This window comes from Pseudomonas sp. 22082, assembly GCF_052046055.1.
Classification (GTDB): Bacteria; Pseudomonadota; Gammaproteobacteria; order Pseudomonadales; family Pseudomonadaceae; genus Aquipseudomonas; species Aquipseudomonas pharyngis.
In genome coordinates this window covers 83,903-98,371 of record NZ_JBQEQB010000021.1, presented here as the reverse complement: position 1 = coordinate 98,371, position 14,469 = coordinate 83,903, and the positions used below count along the sequence as shown (strand labels likewise).

The 14,469-nt window shown below is 54.4% G+C and carries 19 protein-coding genes; 6 read left to right on the top strand and 13 right to left on the bottom strand.

The window, feature by feature from the left end; translation table 11 throughout:
- From ACTJK9_RS22725 to ACTJK9_RS22700, 6 genes are all read right to left on the bottom strand, one after another.
- The gene (locus tag ACTJK9_RS22725; protein ID WP_074690384.1) at positions 1-255 is read right to left on the bottom strand and encodes a DUF4224 domain-containing protein; all 255 of its coding nucleotides are present in this window, start codon (positions 253-255) and stop codon (positions 1-3) included.
- Positions 256-483: 228 nt separating this feature from the next.
- Complete coding sequence (locus tag ACTJK9_RS22720; protein ID WP_440816418.1) at positions 484-3,207, bottom strand: bifunctional DNA primase/helicase; 2,724 nt, start codon at positions 3,205-3,207, stop codon at positions 484-486.
- Complete coding sequence (locus ACTJK9_RS22715; protein WP_440816416.1) at positions 3,204-3,443, bottom strand: hypothetical protein; 240 nt, start codon at positions 3,441-3,443, stop codon at positions 3,204-3,206. The genes ACTJK9_RS22720 and ACTJK9_RS22715 overlap by 4 nt, the downstream gene beginning before the upstream one ends.
- An 82-nt stretch (positions 3,444-3,525) precedes the next feature.
- A complete protein-coding gene (locus ACTJK9_RS22710; protein WP_440816413.1) occupies positions 3,526-3,750 on the bottom strand; it encodes a hypothetical protein in 225 nt (74 codons plus the stop codon).
- Positions 3,747-4,037, bottom strand: a complete 291-nt coding sequence (locus ACTJK9_RS22705; RefSeq protein ID WP_074690387.1) for an ogr/Delta-like zinc finger family protein — start codon at positions 4,035-4,037, stop codon at positions 3,747-3,749. Before ACTJK9_RS22705 ends, ACTJK9_RS22710 begins: the two co-directional genes overlap by 4 nt.
- 34 nt (positions 4,038-4,071) lie before the next feature.
- On the bottom strand, positions 4,072-4,278 hold the full coding sequence (locus ACTJK9_RS22700; protein WP_074690388.1) for a DNA-binding protein: 207 nt from the start codon (positions 4,276-4,278) through the stop codon (positions 4,072-4,074).
- 75 nt (positions 4,279-4,353) lie between these two features.
- On the opposite strand from ACTJK9_RS22700, the gene ACTJK9_RS22695 reads away from it, so the two are divergent.
- Positions 4,354-4,728, top strand: a complete 375-nt coding sequence (locus ACTJK9_RS22695) for a helix-turn-helix domain-containing protein (protein ID WP_074690389.1) — start codon at positions 4,354-4,356, stop codon at positions 4,726-4,728.
- A 103-nt stretch (positions 4,729-4,831) separates the two neighbouring features.
- Positions 4,832-4,996, top strand: a complete 165-nt coding sequence (locus ACTJK9_RS22690) for a hypothetical protein (protein ID WP_440816409.1) — start codon at positions 4,832-4,834, stop codon at positions 4,994-4,996.
- A gap of 162 nt (positions 4,997-5,158) precedes the next feature.
- Here the strand turns inward: ACTJK9_RS22690 and ACTJK9_RS22685 are convergent, their stop codons facing one another.
- Complete coding sequence (locus tag ACTJK9_RS22685; protein ID WP_074690390.1) at positions 5,159-5,452, bottom strand: DUF3077 domain-containing protein; 294 nt, start codon at positions 5,450-5,452, stop codon at positions 5,159-5,161.
- A 617-nt stretch (positions 5,453-6,069) separates the two neighbouring features.
- Here ACTJK9_RS22685 and ACTJK9_RS22680 point away from each other — a divergent pair.
- The 3 genes from ACTJK9_RS22680 (at position 6,070) to ACTJK9_RS22670 (ending at position 8,701) form a co-directional block, all read left to right on the top strand.
- Positions 6,070-6,411, top strand: a complete 342-nt coding sequence (locus ACTJK9_RS22680; RefSeq protein WP_440816406.1) for a hypothetical protein — start codon at positions 6,070-6,072, stop codon at positions 6,409-6,411.
- Between the two features lie 1,733 nt (positions 6,412-8,144).
- Complete coding sequence (locus ACTJK9_RS22675) at positions 8,145-8,396, top strand: hypothetical protein (RefSeq protein WP_440816404.1); 252 nt, start codon at positions 8,145-8,147, stop codon at positions 8,394-8,396.
- Positions 8,397-8,404: 8 nt separating this feature from the next.
- Positions 8,405-8,701, top strand: a complete 297-nt coding sequence (locus tag ACTJK9_RS22670; protein WP_440816401.1) for a hypothetical protein — start codon at positions 8,405-8,407, stop codon at positions 8,699-8,701.
- Between the two features lie 12 nt (positions 8,702-8,713).
- On the opposite strand, the gene ACTJK9_RS22665 is transcribed toward ACTJK9_RS22670, so the two are convergent.
- Positions 8,714-9,670: an HNH endonuclease gene (locus ACTJK9_RS22665; protein ID WP_440816399.1), complete on the bottom strand. Its 957-nt coding sequence runs from the start codon at positions 9,668-9,670 to the stop codon at positions 8,714-8,716.
- Between the two features lie 166 nt (positions 9,671-9,836).
- The gene (locus tag ACTJK9_RS22660) at positions 9,837-10,703 is read right to left on the bottom strand and encodes a hypothetical protein (RefSeq protein ID WP_440816396.1); all 867 of its coding nucleotides are present in this window, start codon (positions 10,701-10,703) and stop codon (positions 9,837-9,839) included.
- 157 nt (positions 10,704-10,860) lie between these two features.
- Here ACTJK9_RS22660 and ACTJK9_RS22655 point away from each other — a divergent pair, with 157 nt between their 5' ends.
- Positions 10,861-11,667: a toll/interleukin-1 receptor domain-containing protein gene (locus ACTJK9_RS22655; protein WP_440816393.1), complete on the top strand. Its 807-nt coding sequence runs from the start codon at positions 10,861-10,863 to the stop codon at positions 11,665-11,667.
- A 75-nt stretch (positions 11,668-11,742) separates the two neighbouring features.
- On the opposite strand, the gene ACTJK9_RS22650 is transcribed toward ACTJK9_RS22655, so the two are convergent.
- Genes ACTJK9_RS22650 through ACTJK9_RS22635 form a run of 4 tightly spaced genes read right to left on the bottom strand, consistent with a single transcriptional unit; the run spans position 11,743 to position 14,464 of the window.
- Positions 11,743-12,594, bottom strand: a complete 852-nt coding sequence (locus tag ACTJK9_RS22650; protein WP_440816391.1) for a DNA cytosine methyltransferase — start codon at positions 12,592-12,594, stop codon at positions 11,743-11,745.
- Entirely contained in the window at positions 12,555-12,755 is a 201-nt protein-coding gene (locus ACTJK9_RS22645; RefSeq protein ID WP_074690402.1) for a Com family DNA-binding transcriptional regulator, read from the bottom strand. Before ACTJK9_RS22645 ends, ACTJK9_RS22650 begins: the two co-directional genes overlap by 40 nt.
- A gap of 12 nt (positions 12,756-12,767) precedes the next feature.
- Positions 12,768-14,027 carry a phage late control D family protein gene (locus tag ACTJK9_RS22640; protein WP_440816388.1) on the bottom strand — a complete coding sequence of 420 codons (1,260 nt, stop codon included), beginning with the start codon at positions 14,025-14,027 and terminating at the stop codon, positions 12,768-12,770.
- A complete protein-coding gene (locus ACTJK9_RS22635) occupies positions 14,024-14,464 on the bottom strand; it encodes a phage tail protein (protein ID WP_440816385.1) in 441 nt (146 codons plus the stop codon). Before ACTJK9_RS22635 ends, ACTJK9_RS22640 begins: the two co-directional genes overlap by 4 nt.
- Positions 14,465-14,469 lie beyond the last annotated feature (5 nt).

Sequence of the window (14,469 nt, the reverse complement as noted above, 5' to 3'; positions counted from 1 at the left end):
TTAGCTCACACGAGATAGATCGAGGGACCAGGTTTCGGCGACAGCGTTGGTTGCTGAAGGCTTTACTCCGGCAAGCTTTAAGCGGGCGTAAACACGGCCTACGATGGGGCGTTGTGCGCCGGTGAGTACGTATTCCCATTCGTTTCGGGTAAGCCACTGGCGCTGAAAGCACGGCGTCTTGTAGCCGGTGATGGTTGTCAGCTCATCTTCCGAAAGTGTCTCGCTCGCCATTTGAGGCTGGCTTTCGCGGTTCATGATTTCTCCAGAGGGAACCGGTCCCGTGGCTGCGTATGTTCACCAGTTGAGGCATTTAGTTGTTCTCGGAGGTCGGAACTCTTCGCTCTTGGCGTCATCTCGTCGCGGACTTTTAAGGTGTTCGTGCTGGGCCTCGTGCCGCTACCACTTTGGCTTTGTGCATGCATGGTGTTACTCCTTTACGCATCCCAGCACTACCGTACCGGGTGATCCATTAATTGCAGCGTGTTACGCCTGCTGGAAAATCCAGCAGCGCACCGTGGTACTCCTTTTTGGCGTGCCATTAATGACGGCCTGCGACGCACGTACCGCGCTGTAAACCGCCTTATTGGTCTCCACCCATTTACGGCTACGGCTATTCACCAACAGCCCGCGCAATGTCTTCAGGTCAGCGAGGTTCTGCCGATGCTCGCTGGCCTTTTCTGCGAATTCGTTGAGGTTGATCGCGATGAGTTTCGGGTCGGTGCTGTGATTGACCTGCGGGCCTTCGCCCAGGCTTTCGAGGTATTCGAAAACCTCCCAGAACTCGGCAACCAGTGGGTGATCAGCGCTGATCGCGGCCTGCCGTTCCAAGGCCATGGTCATCAGCGTCTGCTGCGTCGTGGCGACGTGGTTATCCTCGAGCGGGCAAACCACGCGCAGGCAATCGACCAGGGCCATCAACTGGCTGTGGTTCTTGATGATGCGTTCCACGCGGATGTCTTTGAGCTTGCGCAGATGCTGTTCGTGAACCAGCACACGTTCGGCAAACTTCGCCATCACCTGGGCTTCGGCACGCACGGCCAGCAGCAGGAAGTGGCTCAGCTGCTCGACCGGGATCAGGTTCAGGTTGTCCGCTGCTGCACGGCTCTCGGTGGTGACTTCCGGGCGTGCAAAGTGCGATTTGATAATCCGGGTCAGGATCGCTTCAGACGCGCTGACATCGGCGTTCTGGCTGATCGCAATTGCGCCCCGGAACGGCGGTTCGTAAGTCTCGTTGCCACTGGTTTTCATGCCCTTGGTGCCGAGCGTGCCGCCGCCGTAGAAGTCCTTCAGCTCGTCCCAGTCGAAACCCTTGGCGTGCGCCTTGTCCGGCTCGTTGCGGTCACCCTCGATCAGCACGACGGGCATGTTGGAGACCTGGCCCATGGCGCGCTGACGGCCGGCGCGGGTCGATTTCGACGGGTCAAAACCTTCATGCTCGCGGCCGAGCAATTTCCACAGGAAAGTCAGCAGCGTGGTCTTGCCGGCGCCGGCCTCACCGGTGACCTCGAGGAACGGGAAGGATTTGTACTGCGCGCGGATCTGCTCGGCGAACAGCGAGCCAAACCAGAAGGCCAGGGCGACGATACCCTTGGCGCCAAAGCACAGCCACAGCATCGGCAGCCAGTCGGTCCGGTACTGCTTGGCGTCGCGCTGGATGTGCATGGCGATCGACTTCTGCAGCGTCTTCAGCCGAAGCTTGCCGAACTCGAAAAAGTCCTCCTTGTTCACCACGCTGACGATGCCGCCACGGACGGCAAGGTCGCCGAACACGTAGCAACTGTGCAGTTTGCTGTAGCCGATGAAGTCGATGGTCTCGACGGTCTTCAGGCCGAATAACTGGTCCTTCATGATCTTGTCGAGCTGTTGCCCGCTGCCGGTGAAGACAGCGCCGGCGGCCATACTGAGCAAGCGCTTCTTGAACTCGCTGGCGGCGGCGACCTGGCCACCGGTGAAGGTGTTCTTCACGCTGCCGCTGTCGTGCGGAAAATCGACGCGGAAGTAGTACCAGGATTCGTCGGTGACTTCGTTGCGCTGGAAGTACAGCGCCTGCGGGTAGCAGTTGGCGATTTCGACGATGCCGCCGCATTGGCGCAGAGCCTTCTGCCGGCGCTGTTCTTCAGTGAGAAGCTGGTCTTCATGGCGATCGGAAGTTTCCAGCGAATGCATCGCTTTGCTGAACTTCTCCAGGTCCATTTTGAACCAGTACAAACGGTGGTCGAAGCCGAAGTGAAATTCATGGCGCTCGCGCCAGTCGTACATCAGCACGCCTTTTTCTGCGGCGCTTTCGGCGGTCAACAGCGAGCCATGGTAAAGCGCGGTGTCCAGGTCCTTTTTGACCTGCTCGGCGCGCTCGTTTTTGTCATCGATGAACGCCCAGCGCTGATGCAGATCGTTCCAGTCGACCTTGCGGTTATCTCGTTGCGGAATCTGTGCGGCGCCGCATTCGTAGCCCAGCGTGCGTGCCTGCCGAACCCAACGCTTTGTGTATTTGTGCGCGCCGGGTTCGTTGTCCAGCGCCCACACCAGTTTGGGCAGCTTGCCGCCGCGCTGGCGCGACAGCTCTTTCAACGATTCTTCCGGATAGGCGCCGGAGGACATCGCCGACACCGCCGCAATGCCGTTATGCACCAGAGCGATAGCGTCGAAGATGCCCTCGACAATCCACAGCTCTTTGACCTCAAGCAGCTCGATGCTCGGTGGGCACCACCAAACACCACGCGGGCTGTCGCCGGGTTTGAACCGTGCTTTCATCTTGCCGAATCGGTGCGGCCGATCGATCAGGCGTTCCCAGTAGCCACCTTTTTCCAGCGCGAAACGCACCGTCGCGCTGCCGGCATTCAGCTCCTCGGAAAAGTAAGAGTCTTGCGTATACCAACCCTGAATCAGTTCATGACGAAAGCCCCGGGCAAACTCAAGGTAAGCCCGGGCTGTCGCCTGGGGAAATTGCTCGGAGGAGGGCGCCCGCTTGCTCCAGTCATCGAACAGGTCTTCGTAGATCTCCTTGAGGTGCCACCGCTGAGCGCACTTGCCCTCACGACCACAGATGATCAGCCACGGCTCAGAGTAGCGGGCGTATAACTCCTTTTGGCCGCAAGCCGGGCATTTGCCGCCCCGCAGATAGTCGGTGCTCAAGCGACGCTTGAGCCCGTAATCATCAGCGAGGCGCTGCAATACATCGGCATGCAGCGCGCTGGTGAAATTGCTCACCGATGAGCCTTCCCCCAAATGCCATCGGAGAGAGCGGTGATCAGCTGTTGCTGTGCCGCCATGGAAGGGATTGCCGCGTGCATGGCGGGGCGTCGCTCAGTGATAGGAATTGAACTGAACCGATCCTCATCCCAGTATTTTTTGAACTGGGCTGCGTGTATCAAGCGAGCGTTGTCCAACAAATTGCACGCTTCGATGCGGGTCAAAGTCAGGGTGATGCAGATAGTATCTTCCATAAAAGCCTCAATTTTTAGGCATGGCATGCCCATCACCCCGCAATACGGGGATGCCAGAAATGGAGATGGGCGGGAGGGTGAGTTACGCGGAAAGCGGTTCGACTTGCTGGATGTCAGTCCAGGCCAGATGCACCAGTTTCGCCGCGAGGCTGGCCGGCACTTCGAGTGCCACAATCAAATGACGTTCTGCACTGCTGAACAGTCGATCAGAGTCCACCAGGTACTCTGCTCGATGACGCAACAAATAGGCGTGCGCGGCGTCCTGCATACAGGTGCGGTAGTCCGGGGCAAAGTGAATGGTGTTCATTGGTTGGCCTCCAGTCCCTGGATCGGGATCAGCATCAATTGCTCATCGGCCGGTTTCATCGCGGACCGACGTAGTGCTGCATCCGCCAAAGGGAGTCGCACGGCAGGGTTTGCCATGCCGCTGGGGCTCATCTCATGCGTCATTTCGAACTGCGCCCGAACAGACCAGCCGCAGGCTTCATTCAGGCACTGCAAATAAGCGACGCGGAGAAAAATATGAGTGCCTTCGCTCGTGCGTATTCGCATCCGAGACTGGCAGTGAGGGCAAACGAGTTTGTAAGTGCTCAATGACGGCATCCTTGCGTTAAATGAACGATGAATCTCAGTTTCCGGTGCTGATCGTGCCTTCCTTTATGCCCAGCAAAACGGCGGCTTGATGAGCCTTGCCGCGACGGCCTTTCTTGCGTCCGTTGAGCAAGTCGCTCACCAGATTGCTATTGAGGTCATGCCGGCGGCAGAACTCGGCAAGGCTGATGCCCTGTCGATCCAGCGCTGCTCGGGCTTGCTCGGGCGTGAGTGGGGCGGGCATAGTGTCCATTCGTGTGCATCCGTGTTGATTAGGCGTCATTATGCCCAAAGAGTTGGGCCTGTAAAGGATGAAAGCTTGAAAAGTTGTGCATCTGATGAAGACTTGGACGTTGGAGTGGGTGAGCGTTTGCGCGAAGAAAGGACGCGCTTAGGGCTCAACCAGGATGCCTTTGCACAGCAGGGCGGCATCACCCGCAACACCCAAGGCAGCTACGAAAAGGGCGAGCGAAACCCCGATTCCGCCTACCTCACCGCCGTAGCCAAGGCCGGTGTAGACGTGCTCTACGTCTTGACGGGCGGGCGTTTGCCACAGCCTGCCAGCACGCTGGATCCTGCCGAAAACCAACTGCTCCAGCAGTTCCGCAGCTTGTCCGACTATGACCAAAAAGCTGTGCATCGCATCGTCGGTGCCATGGCCGAAGTGACTCAGCTTTCCAGTGCCAGGAAATAACTCGTCGAGATTTAGAACATTCGTTACGACGGATTTCAGTTTTGATTTTTCGCGCTCCTGAGTAACGTTGCCCCCGCAATGCACTTAATGGAGTAGTGGGCATTTGGATCAAGATGAAAAAAAGAACATGCGCATGGATAAGCCCAACAGCGAAATGTCCGAGTTAACACAAGAAGAGTGGAATCTTCTTACACGTTATAGAGCGATGTCTGAGCAAGATCGGGAATACATTCAGCACTTTGTGAACGTGCTGACGAGTGCGGCCTGAAAGCGCAGACACACCGACAATCAAGTAAACGATTCAATTGAAATGAAAACACAAGAAGGAACCCGGCCCCGTGTCGGGTTTTTTGTTGGGCAATGAGGGAGGGCGCCCACACTCAGCACGCCCAGCCGCTCATGAATCCCAAAATGCAGAGTGCCGTAGCCGCTATGTTGCAGCCTTCAGGATCACTCTCTTGGGTCGGGGAGAAACGGCCTTCACCACATCATCGATCACCGCCTTGCCCATCGCCGTCAAAAAATGCGCGGCCCAGGCGTATCGGTCGGTTTCTTTCATGAATGCAGCGTCTTCGGCGAAAGCCTTAGCCAAGCTCAGCAAATCGGAAGCCTGTTCAAGCGCCTCTTTGACAGGGACGCCAGCGCTGACTTGGAACAACGGTTTTTCACCGCAGTAGACGAAGTGGGTGTAGCCGATGGTTGTTTCTTCGACTTCTTCGATCATTGGTCACCTCCAGGGATAGAGGTTTGCCTCGATAGACGACGATTTCGGAGTAAACGACGGGGCGTTTTTTTCAGCGTGCCATGTTTTTTGCGCATTAGTCAGTTCCTTGATTAATGGAGCTGCACACATTCGATGCCAAGCGAATGGGTGGCAGCTATGCGCGGGTTGGCAAACCGGGGAATCAAGGAAACCGGCACGTCCGAAGACGTCCCACGCACAGCCGCCATAAAATTGCAGACGAAGATCGACTGAATCTCGAACGGATGTTGGTGCACTTAATTCCGACGGGTTGCCAAACCCGGTCACTGAATTTGCAGTGACGCTTGGAGAATATCCCGTCGAAAGAAGGACCAACAAGGCGAAGCTTGCTGAAAAGCACGATAAGCGCACTTCCTTACGCAATACGCAGATTTTGCCTACAACTTTGGCCAGAGTCACCTGGATATTTGCTCGCTAACCATGCCTGGCATGTCAGTCGCTATATGCGCACCCGCACCCGCACCCGCACTCACAGCGCTTGCTGCAAGCTTATTTCTCAAAATGCCACAGGCAGTATTGATTTTCAGGAGAACAAATATGAGATAATGGTGGCTATTTGATATCTTGAGGAGAGTTCAGTGAAAGGGGCGGTGAAAGGGTCTGAGGCGTTAAGTATTGCTAGTTCGATTGCAACGTTAACTGGAGTTTCGTTTACTTGGCTTGCAACGAAAGGGGGCTTCGAAAACGCAGGGATGGTAGAAATTGGTTTTAAAAGCGTTTCAGCGGCTATTGGTATTCTACTTTCGATTGGTATTCTATTTTTAACGGTGCGGGCATTCTCAGCGGGCTATGAAAAGGCAAAGCCTGAAAACCATGTTTTTTGCTGGACATTTGGTCTTGCTTTGAGCGTGTTTGTCGCATCAATACCTATTGCAATAATCTATGGTTGCGCAGCGTTCATCTGGAGCATCCATTATTGAATTTGTAGGTTCATGATTCAAACATGCGTGAGCCTCGATCATTGGGGCCACGCTCATTTCTCGAAGAGCTAACTTTATTAGCAATACCGTCACTAATCTATGTTCTACCGGATGGGCTAAAGTCGTGAAGCTTCGGCCTCGAAGGCCAGATGAGGTATCGAACTATCCCCCTAATACCAGCATCAGCTTCACTGAGTTGAGGCTCCCCCAGCCTACCGAGCTTTGGCTTTCCAAGGCAGCTCTAAACGGAAAACCGCTTAGAGGGGCCAAGTAGGCTCTAGCTATGTGGATTCAGCTGGCTTCTCCCCGGAAGCGTTAGAGGGGCGCGTGCGGGCACCAGGCCTCTTTCACCACTGAGACTAAGCTTCCCTCTGACCCCAAAAATTCTTTCAAGGCAATATCCTCCCTGTCAGATGATGGGACGGTGAATTTAAAGTAAATGCGCCCACGTCTGCAACCTCCCAGCTTTTTCCGATCGGACGCGTCGGCGCGAGGAGTGGGTCGTTGTTATTGAGTTTGTCTGATAATGGCGGGAGCCTTTAGCGATTAATTGGCACTCCAATTTGCTGCCTTTCAGTGTCGTCGATTGCGGAGGCCCTGACGTAGCAGGCTCCTGAGGCCTTTTTGCCACTAAGGCGTTGTACAGTCAGAAGTTTAGCCATGGCTTCTTTGCATTTTGTTTCTGAGGCACTCGGGATAGCCTCAATCGGTTGGCCCTCGACCATCAGAATTAAAAACCACAGTGTGAGCATGCTGCCTCCATGGCTTTCGGAGCTACGTGGTGGAGTGTCGTTTTCCCAACTTTAGCGTGGACTCCCGTATTTCCCAGCGCCGCTTCCCACTAGGCACCATTTAGGTTTTGCCATCCAGGGGACCACGCAGGAGCGCCGGCCTACGTTCACCAACAGCAAACGAAGGACGAAAAAAAACCGCCTTTGCGAGGCGGTTTTTTTTGAGCATCGGCTTGCGGCCAACGCTCGGTGCATCTCATGAGAGTACACTGGCGTGGGCTCATCTTATAAATCTTTGCCACTGCTTGCAACGTCATTTTGTCCTCCTCTATAGGGTGGGAGAACCCCGAAATAAGTGCTTTGGAGTGGTCCGCGCTCCTTGATCAACTCTGACAGAAACAACAATTTACAAAGCGGGGGGCTTCCTGCGCATAGAAAACTCGTAGGAGGGCTTTTCCTTACTTTCGAGTTCGTGATTCTAGGTTAATATGCCGATGCTCACACGCCAGCGATGCAATGAGGTTAGGTCGGTTGAATACCGATTTCATCCCCTCTGACACGGTTTTGCACCCGTGCCGGAATGATGCCTCGGAGGGACGCCAACCGGCCACCTCATGAGGGTATGCTGGCGTATACTCCCGAAGGTATGCGTGATCCGGTAAGTGTGCTGGAGGTTTGGCCCCCAACCTTGGAGGCCAAAACGTATGAAGCTTTTGTTGCGTACGTTGAGCCTCGTATGGAGATTGTTGAAAGCGTTTCGCTTTTACGAGTTCCTGCGAGACCACTTTGACGACCTGAAGTAACGGTCGTTGATGTGGGGAAAAGCCCGTGTCAGTTTCGACTGATGCGGGTTTTTTTTGCCTAATTAATCTGTCAAAAATAATAATTCAATCAGCTCATTCTCGTGCGAAGGTAGGGCATTTCGTCGGCATCTGTAGGTGCAATCCTAAAGCTCCGAATATACTGGTTGCATATACAGTACTTGAGTCGAGGTCTAAACCGATGAACACCCCCGCCATCACAGCGGTTTCCACCACAAGAAAGGATCTCTCCCACTGGCAAGTCATGCTCGCGGACAAAACCGCACTGCTCGCCCAGCCAGGTGCTCATCACAAGGCACTGCTCACATTGGCACTCGCGCTGCACAGGGACAACTTGATTGATAGCGGCGAACTTTGCGACTTGCTCGAGCTCGCAGATGGAGCACTGGCCTACGCTGTCGAGTCGATGCTCGACATTAATGGCGAGGAGTAGCTACCTGTATGCACCTATTGGTAACCCCAATGAGATCACGCGGCATTGCCCTGGACGCCAATGCACGGCGTCAGTACCCCGCGATAAGGGGCAATGTCATGGTGAATTCATCGGTCTGTCAGGAACTGGGGCGGGCTTCGAACGTCGCCCGTTTGGTTGTAGGTATGCCCTTGGATCCGGATCCATTGCCGCCATTGTTGGATGCGACACTGGCGGGCATGGCGGTAACGGGGTTTGTTTTGAGCGGTATCGAGTACGTCGATGGTTGCGCCTTCGCGCAGTCCTGGTGGTGTCGGGAGGGATGACGCGTTGGTAGCTCAATTCCCAGCGACTTTGAATTGTTCTGCATACCGCAGCAGCTCCAGGTTGATGCTATCTGCTTCTGGCGAGTAGTGAGCGTCCCGGTGACAGTTGGGGCAGAGAGCGACGCAGTTCCAAACCTGATCACCTGATTTAATGCCCAAGATATGATGAACGTCCAAGAAGCTTTTATAAAAGCGCTGACTCATGCATCCAAGCCGCTCACAAGACTCGGCGCGAGCTAACACAGCTGCTCGGACCTTTCGGTCGCGGCGATATTCAGAACGAAGGACGGTACGCTGGACAGGAGTGTCGGTGCCAAAATCGATGTAGTTGGGCGTGACCGGACAATCGTCCATAGCATCATCAATGATGGGCGGTTCCATAGGCAGTTTCATCAGGTCGACGACATCCCGCCAGCTCCAGAGAACATCCGCTACTTTGTGCGCAGCTGGCGATCGTTCGTCCATGAGCCACACCGTCGGACTGCTGCCATTTTTGGCGTGATTCTTTTTGAGGTTTTTCATCTGGCCACTGTCGATCAGCTCTTGGCTGATTCGAGCTTGGGCGTCGAATATGCCTTTCAGCTCCCTGGTCGGGATCAGGGCCGCGTATACGATAAGGGCGCCATCTCGTTGAAGGATGAGGTTGTGCGTTATTCCCTGATTCAGGTCGCGCTGCATTGTCATGTGCATGGTCTTGTCCCAGTCCTCATCGACTAACCGGGCACGCAGTTGCGCGGCGGAATATTTCAACTCTTCGGTGGTGCGTCTTCTCCAGCACAGGCGAACACGCATTTTTAATCGCTCACCTTCCGGTGATGTAGCCGAGACCAGCTGGCTTGTGGCCGATCCAGTCACTTTGCGTTTGTCATCAATGTTTAGAAAACCGCGGTCAGCCAGAAAAGGCGCAACAGCGTCTCGGGAAATTCTTTCGGCGTGAAAACTCTCTTCGCTACGAAACTGGCGTGTCACTCGAACTGTCCTCTTCGGTCGCTGTGCAAAAATTTTATATCCCTATGCCTATCCTAACGAAAACGGAGACCGATTGGCCCCGTTTTGCGTTATACCTCTGTGACTACCATGGTCAAAAGAATCGGGCAAATAAGCAGCCTGAAATACTCTCGACTAGTTGAAGAGTTTACTCAATATCAAGAATCAGCTTGTATCCGTCGAAAGAAATCCAGCACTTTCCGAGTGCGAAATTTAAACGAGCTACGACTGCTTGAGCCCCATCGTAACCTTCTGTTTTTAGAGTTCGTTCGATCTCGGCAGTCATTGCATGAATCTGATCCTGAATGCCACGTATTTTTGACTCTTCTTGATCAGCGGCCCTAACACCCTCGGTTGAAATACCATTGGTAGAGTAACCACCTCCTAATGCCATTAGAAACGTGCCATCGGATAGCGGTGTGACGAGATTTAGGCCTGCTGCCCGTAGCTTCGCTCTGTCCTCGTCAGTGTAGCTTCGAGTTAAAGGCACGACTCCTTGGACTTTTGCTTTGGCGGTAAGTTCTGGCCAGTTCGTATTCAGTGTTTCAATTACAGAGCTATCGCTCCACGCTCCGTGTTCGTAAATACCGATAGCATGGAACGCATTCTCTGTAGGGAAACCAAATAGAACCGGTCCGGTGCGTTCAACAAAACTCCAATTTTTTGGATGTACAGCCTCGCCTAAATGTAGATGATAGACGCCCCAGTCAAGTAATAGGGGGTCTTTTGCCATCACTTTCTCAATAAGAAGGCTCAGGTGAGGTGAGAGATCCTGGCCATCTTCAATTTTTTCTTTAAGTGAGGCCCACCCAGATGCATGGGCTGGTGGGCAGGAGAAAGAGGCCGATAGTTTGACAGTACGAGGACGAGGTTCTATTCGACGTTTCATTGCATGAAAAAACAACGCAGCAAGATCGTGCGCGGGCACCTGGCTCAGATCCATTGCCCAGTCTTGTTCCATGATTCGCTGCAATTCTGCAGTCCAGTCCCTTACAAAATCAGCTTCAATAGGCATTTTCCATCCTTGTCGAACATGTATTCATCATCTGGGATCGTGTTAACGTCCTTGCTGTGATAGTAATGGCAAACGGCCATTCGTGGAAAGGTTAAGCCGGTGCTGAACGTACTGATGGACATTTCCAATGTCCATATATTATTCAGAAGGAGGGTGTATGGCGACTAATTATATGTATATGTTCGAGTGTGATTACGGTTGTCGAGTCAAAGAGAAAAAATTCTTGAAGGATATTTTGAATACTTTTGACCCGGATTATGCTACATCGGTTGGTGTGGCGATCAATAATAACCCTTATTGTTTGGAGTTCTCGGTTCTCATAAATATTCAAAATGACCCTGTTGGTTTTGAGTCATGGCTGCGTGAAAAATATCCTGAGAAACTAAAGCGTCATAACGTTTTTTTGAATGATGTAATTACTTATAATGTAATTACGTTCTTAAATGGTGAAATGGTTGATTTGGTGCTAACAAGCGAGCCGAATGATATGTTTATATGGCCGGAGCGGGAGTTGCTCGAGACTATGAAGCCGCAATTTAAAAAAATGAACCGCAATGACTCAAAGGTTTTTATTAGTCACTCATCTAAGGATAAGGAATTAATAGTTGGTCCGCTTAATGCCTATTTGCAGTCTGAGGATGTAGGGACGTGGCTTGATAGTTATGAAATTGACTATGGGGATAATATTTATTTAAAGGTTAATGAAGGTATTGAAAATTCCAAGATTGGTATTTTTATTTTGACAAACAATTTTTTTGATAGCGCTAGTGGCTGGCCCCTTGCCGAGTTTTCAACGTTTTTCATGGACTTGATGAGAAGTAATAAAAAGGTACTGATGATAAATGCCGGTGTGGATCCAGATAAAATCCATGCAATGATGAAAGCTTACAAGTATTTGAACTGGGATGATGGAAAGGGCTTGCCTGAAATTGCAAACGCAATCAGAAGAAAACTAGCTTCTTAATTTATCACGACAGTACATCGTCAATCCCGTACTGAGGATATCTGTACGGGATTTCCGCAATACAAGTACTGATGCTTAGCGCGTTACACTCAGTTTCCTACCAACCCACTCCGCCACCTGCGTAACAACGGCATTTCCGGCACCGAAAGCCTCCGCAAGGTTGGCCGCATCCAGTCCGAGGCAAAACCCATCATCCTCAGACGCTCGCTGCCGCTGAGCCATCTGATCCCATCCGTTCGCGTGAGCGACGAAAGTGGTACAGCCCAGAGGGATCTGAGATCCGTCTCTGTTGGCCAATAGAGTATTGGCAGCCCAGGCATCCGCGGGCCGTGGCCAGCGCTGCGATCGAGACGCTGGAGGTATTGCGTCCACTGGCGCGGCGTCAGCCAGCAGCTCGAAGGAGGGCATTTGTCGATAACCTGCGACCAGGAATATTCGACGACGCTGTTGGGGGACTCCGAAATATTGAGCATTAAGCACTCGCCAAAATCCCACATACCCGCAGTCCGCAAGGGCCCGGACGACTGTTTCAAAGTCGTGGCTATCGTTGACAGCGAGCAGGTTAACGACGTTCTCAAGCACCACCCAGCGAGGTTGAATTTCCTTGAGGATTCGTATGACTTCCCAGAACAGGCCGCTGCGGGCGCCGCGCAGTCCGCGGGTTTCTCGGTTGCTTTCCCGGGCGCCGGCGACGCTGATGTCCTGGCAGGGGAAGCCGGCGGTGAGCACGTCGACAGAGCAGAGGTTGTGGGCGCCACATTGGCGCACGTCTTCAAATTGCTGTGCATGGGGAAATCGATCGGCAAGCACAGCCCGGTTGATGGGGTTGAGTTCGACTTGCCAGGCGCTGCGGTATCCCGCGTTTTCAAATCCGACATCAAAGCCTCCTATACCTGCGAACAGGCTGCCAAGGGTGGGTTGCTGCATTCAGGAACTCGTTGTTCTGGATGCTCGCGGCACGCTTGAGGGAGGCTCGGGGCCTTCAGGTGGTTGAGTGTCCGGCAACGCGGGCACTTGATCTGTAATTCAGTGAAGCCGCTGGCGGCGGCAAGTTTGCGGCAACAGTGGCCGCAGCGGATGTCTTGCATGAGTCGTCCTTGTTATCTCTGCATCTTTTTCCATTCGCGGTCAGCGGCGCGCTTGGCTGCGTTTTCCGTCGCGTATAACCAGCGCAATCGCCGTGCCTTGCTCTGATCGCCGGATGTCACCGGTTTTTCCTTCCCGGTTTTCTGGTCGCGGTAATACGCGATGATCCCCGTGTAATCGTTTCGGTTCTGCTCGGCCAGATGCTCAACAGTGTCTTGCGGAAGCTTGCTCTCCATTTCCAGGCTGACGGTGTAGCCACTGTCTGCGCTGAGGGTGTGCTGCACGTTGCCGCCGTACCAGATGATCTCGTCAATCTCCGGCTTCACCCCTTCGAGCGTATAGGTCAGCTCCGGGATCAGATCGGGCCGGCCCATGGCCAGGGTGTAGCTGAGCGTCGCGCTGCCACGTTGCAGGCGATTGAACTCGGCCCGAGCTCCACGCAGGGCGGACTGTCGGTCGCTGTAGGTGTGCCGCAGATCCTTGAGGTTCTCGCCACCGCCGGCGATGGCTTCCTGTTTCTTGGCGCTGTTCACGTCGTAGAAGTAGGCCCGCACGCCGTCGTAATTGTCGCGGTCGGCTTGCAGGTAGCGGTGCTGGTCGCCGTCGGCGCGGGTGAGGGTGATGTGGGGTAGTTCGGCGCCGCTGGCAGTCTTGCCGCCGCCCGCTGGCAGGCATAACAGACATCCGGCCTTGACGGTCACCACGGCATCGAATTCTTCGCCGACGCGGCTGATCAGGTTGGCGTCGGATTCGTTGGCCTGGTCGAGTTGCAGGATGGGCAGTCCGTCGAGGATGCCGGCGATGGTGGCGGTAAGGCCATTGCCCAGGGCGATGTCACCCAACACGTTGCCGAGTGTGGTGTTGCTCCAGCTGCGTTCGCGTTTAGTCTTCAGGCCCTTGCGCAGATCGGCGGAACGAGCGCGGATGCTCAGCACATCGGGCGCGCCGGAATGTTCGGTTTCGTCGACGGTATAGGTGCCCTTGTCAACGAGTCCGGTATCACTCCAACCGAGCCACAACCGAACCACGGCGCCCTTTGGCGGGATCGCCAGCAGCCCGTCATGGTCGCTGAGGGTGATGCTGAGCTGATCCGCCTCGATGCCACGGTTGTCGGTCAGGTCCAGGCTCATCAGGCGCGGGCTGATGAGTTGGGCGATGTCGTTGCCATCCACGGTGATACGAAACGCCGGCACCGGGTAGGCTGCCTCGCGCTTGTAGCGTGAGAGGGTCTTGTCCAGAAAACCGGTGACGCGGGAGAGGGCGGCATCGATCACAGCAGCGTCCTCATGATGCTGACGCCGACGCTAGTGCCGGCGCCAATCAGGTCGATACGGTCGTCATCGATGCGCTTGAGACTGAGCGTAAATTCGATTCGGCGTGGTGTGCCGTCGCGGAAGAACAGGGTTTTGGTTTCGCTCAGACTTTCGATGACCCACAGACCGTAAATCCGGCCGCTCCCCTCGACCATGGGCCAGGCCTTGCCGGTGTTGGCCATCAGACGCAGGGCGTCGAGACTCAGAGCACTGCCAGCCAGCTCCGGCAGGATGGCGCCGGGCAGGTTGATCGAGTCTTCACCGCGCCCGATGAACTGGCGGGCCGGTGCGGCACCAACTCGGTTGCTGCTCGCGTGGCGCCATTCGGTTTGGCGTTGCAGCTCCTGGTAGGCGGCGGTGGAAAGGCTGAAAACGAACATGCCCAAGGCAAGCATCATGGGTT

Coding starts and splice junctions, on each gene's coding strand:
- ACTJK9_RS22725 (WP_074690384.1), bottom strand. CDS start 255: ATGAACCGCGAAAGCCAGCCTCAAATGGCGAGCGAGACACTTTCGGAA.
- ACTJK9_RS22715 (WP_440816416.1), bottom strand. CDS start 3,443: ATGGAAGATACTATCTGCATCACCCTGACTTTGACCCGCATCGAAGCG.
- ACTJK9_RS22710 (WP_440816413.1), bottom strand. CDS start 3,750: ATGAACACCATTCACTTTGCCCCGGACTACCGCACCTGTATGCAGGAC.
- ACTJK9_RS22700 (WP_074690388.1), bottom strand. CDS start 4,278: ATGCCCGCCCCACTCACGCCCGAGCAAGCCCGAGCAGCGCTGGATCGA.
- ACTJK9_RS22685 (WP_074690390.1), bottom strand. CDS start 5,452: ATGATCGAAGAAGTCGAAGAAACAACCATCGGCTACACCCACTTCGTC.
- ACTJK9_RS22675 (WP_440816404.1), top strand. CDS start 8,145: ATGAACACCCCCGCCATCACAGCGGTTTCCACCACAAGAAAGGATCTC.
- ACTJK9_RS22670 (WP_440816401.1), top strand. CDS start 8,405: ATGCACCTATTGGTAACCCCAATGAGATCACGCGGCATTGCCCTGGAC.
- ACTJK9_RS22660 (WP_440816396.1), bottom strand. CDS start 10,703: ATGCCTATTGAAGCTGATTTTGTAAGGGACTGGACTGCAGAATTGCAG.
- ACTJK9_RS22655 (WP_440816393.1), top strand. CDS start 10,861: ATGGCGACTAATTATATGTATATGTTCGAGTGTGATTACGGTTGTCGA.
- ACTJK9_RS22650 (WP_440816391.1), bottom strand. CDS start 12,594: ATGCAGCAACCCACCCTTGGCAGCCTGTTCGCAGGTATAGGAGGCTTT.
- ACTJK9_RS22645 (WP_074690402.1), bottom strand. CDS start 12,755: ATGCAAGACATCCGCTGCGGCCACTGTTGCCGCAAACTTGCCGCCGCC.
- ACTJK9_RS22635 (WP_440816385.1), bottom strand. CDS start 14,464: ATGATGCTTGCCTTGGGCATGTTCGTTTTCAGCCTTTCCACCGCCGCC.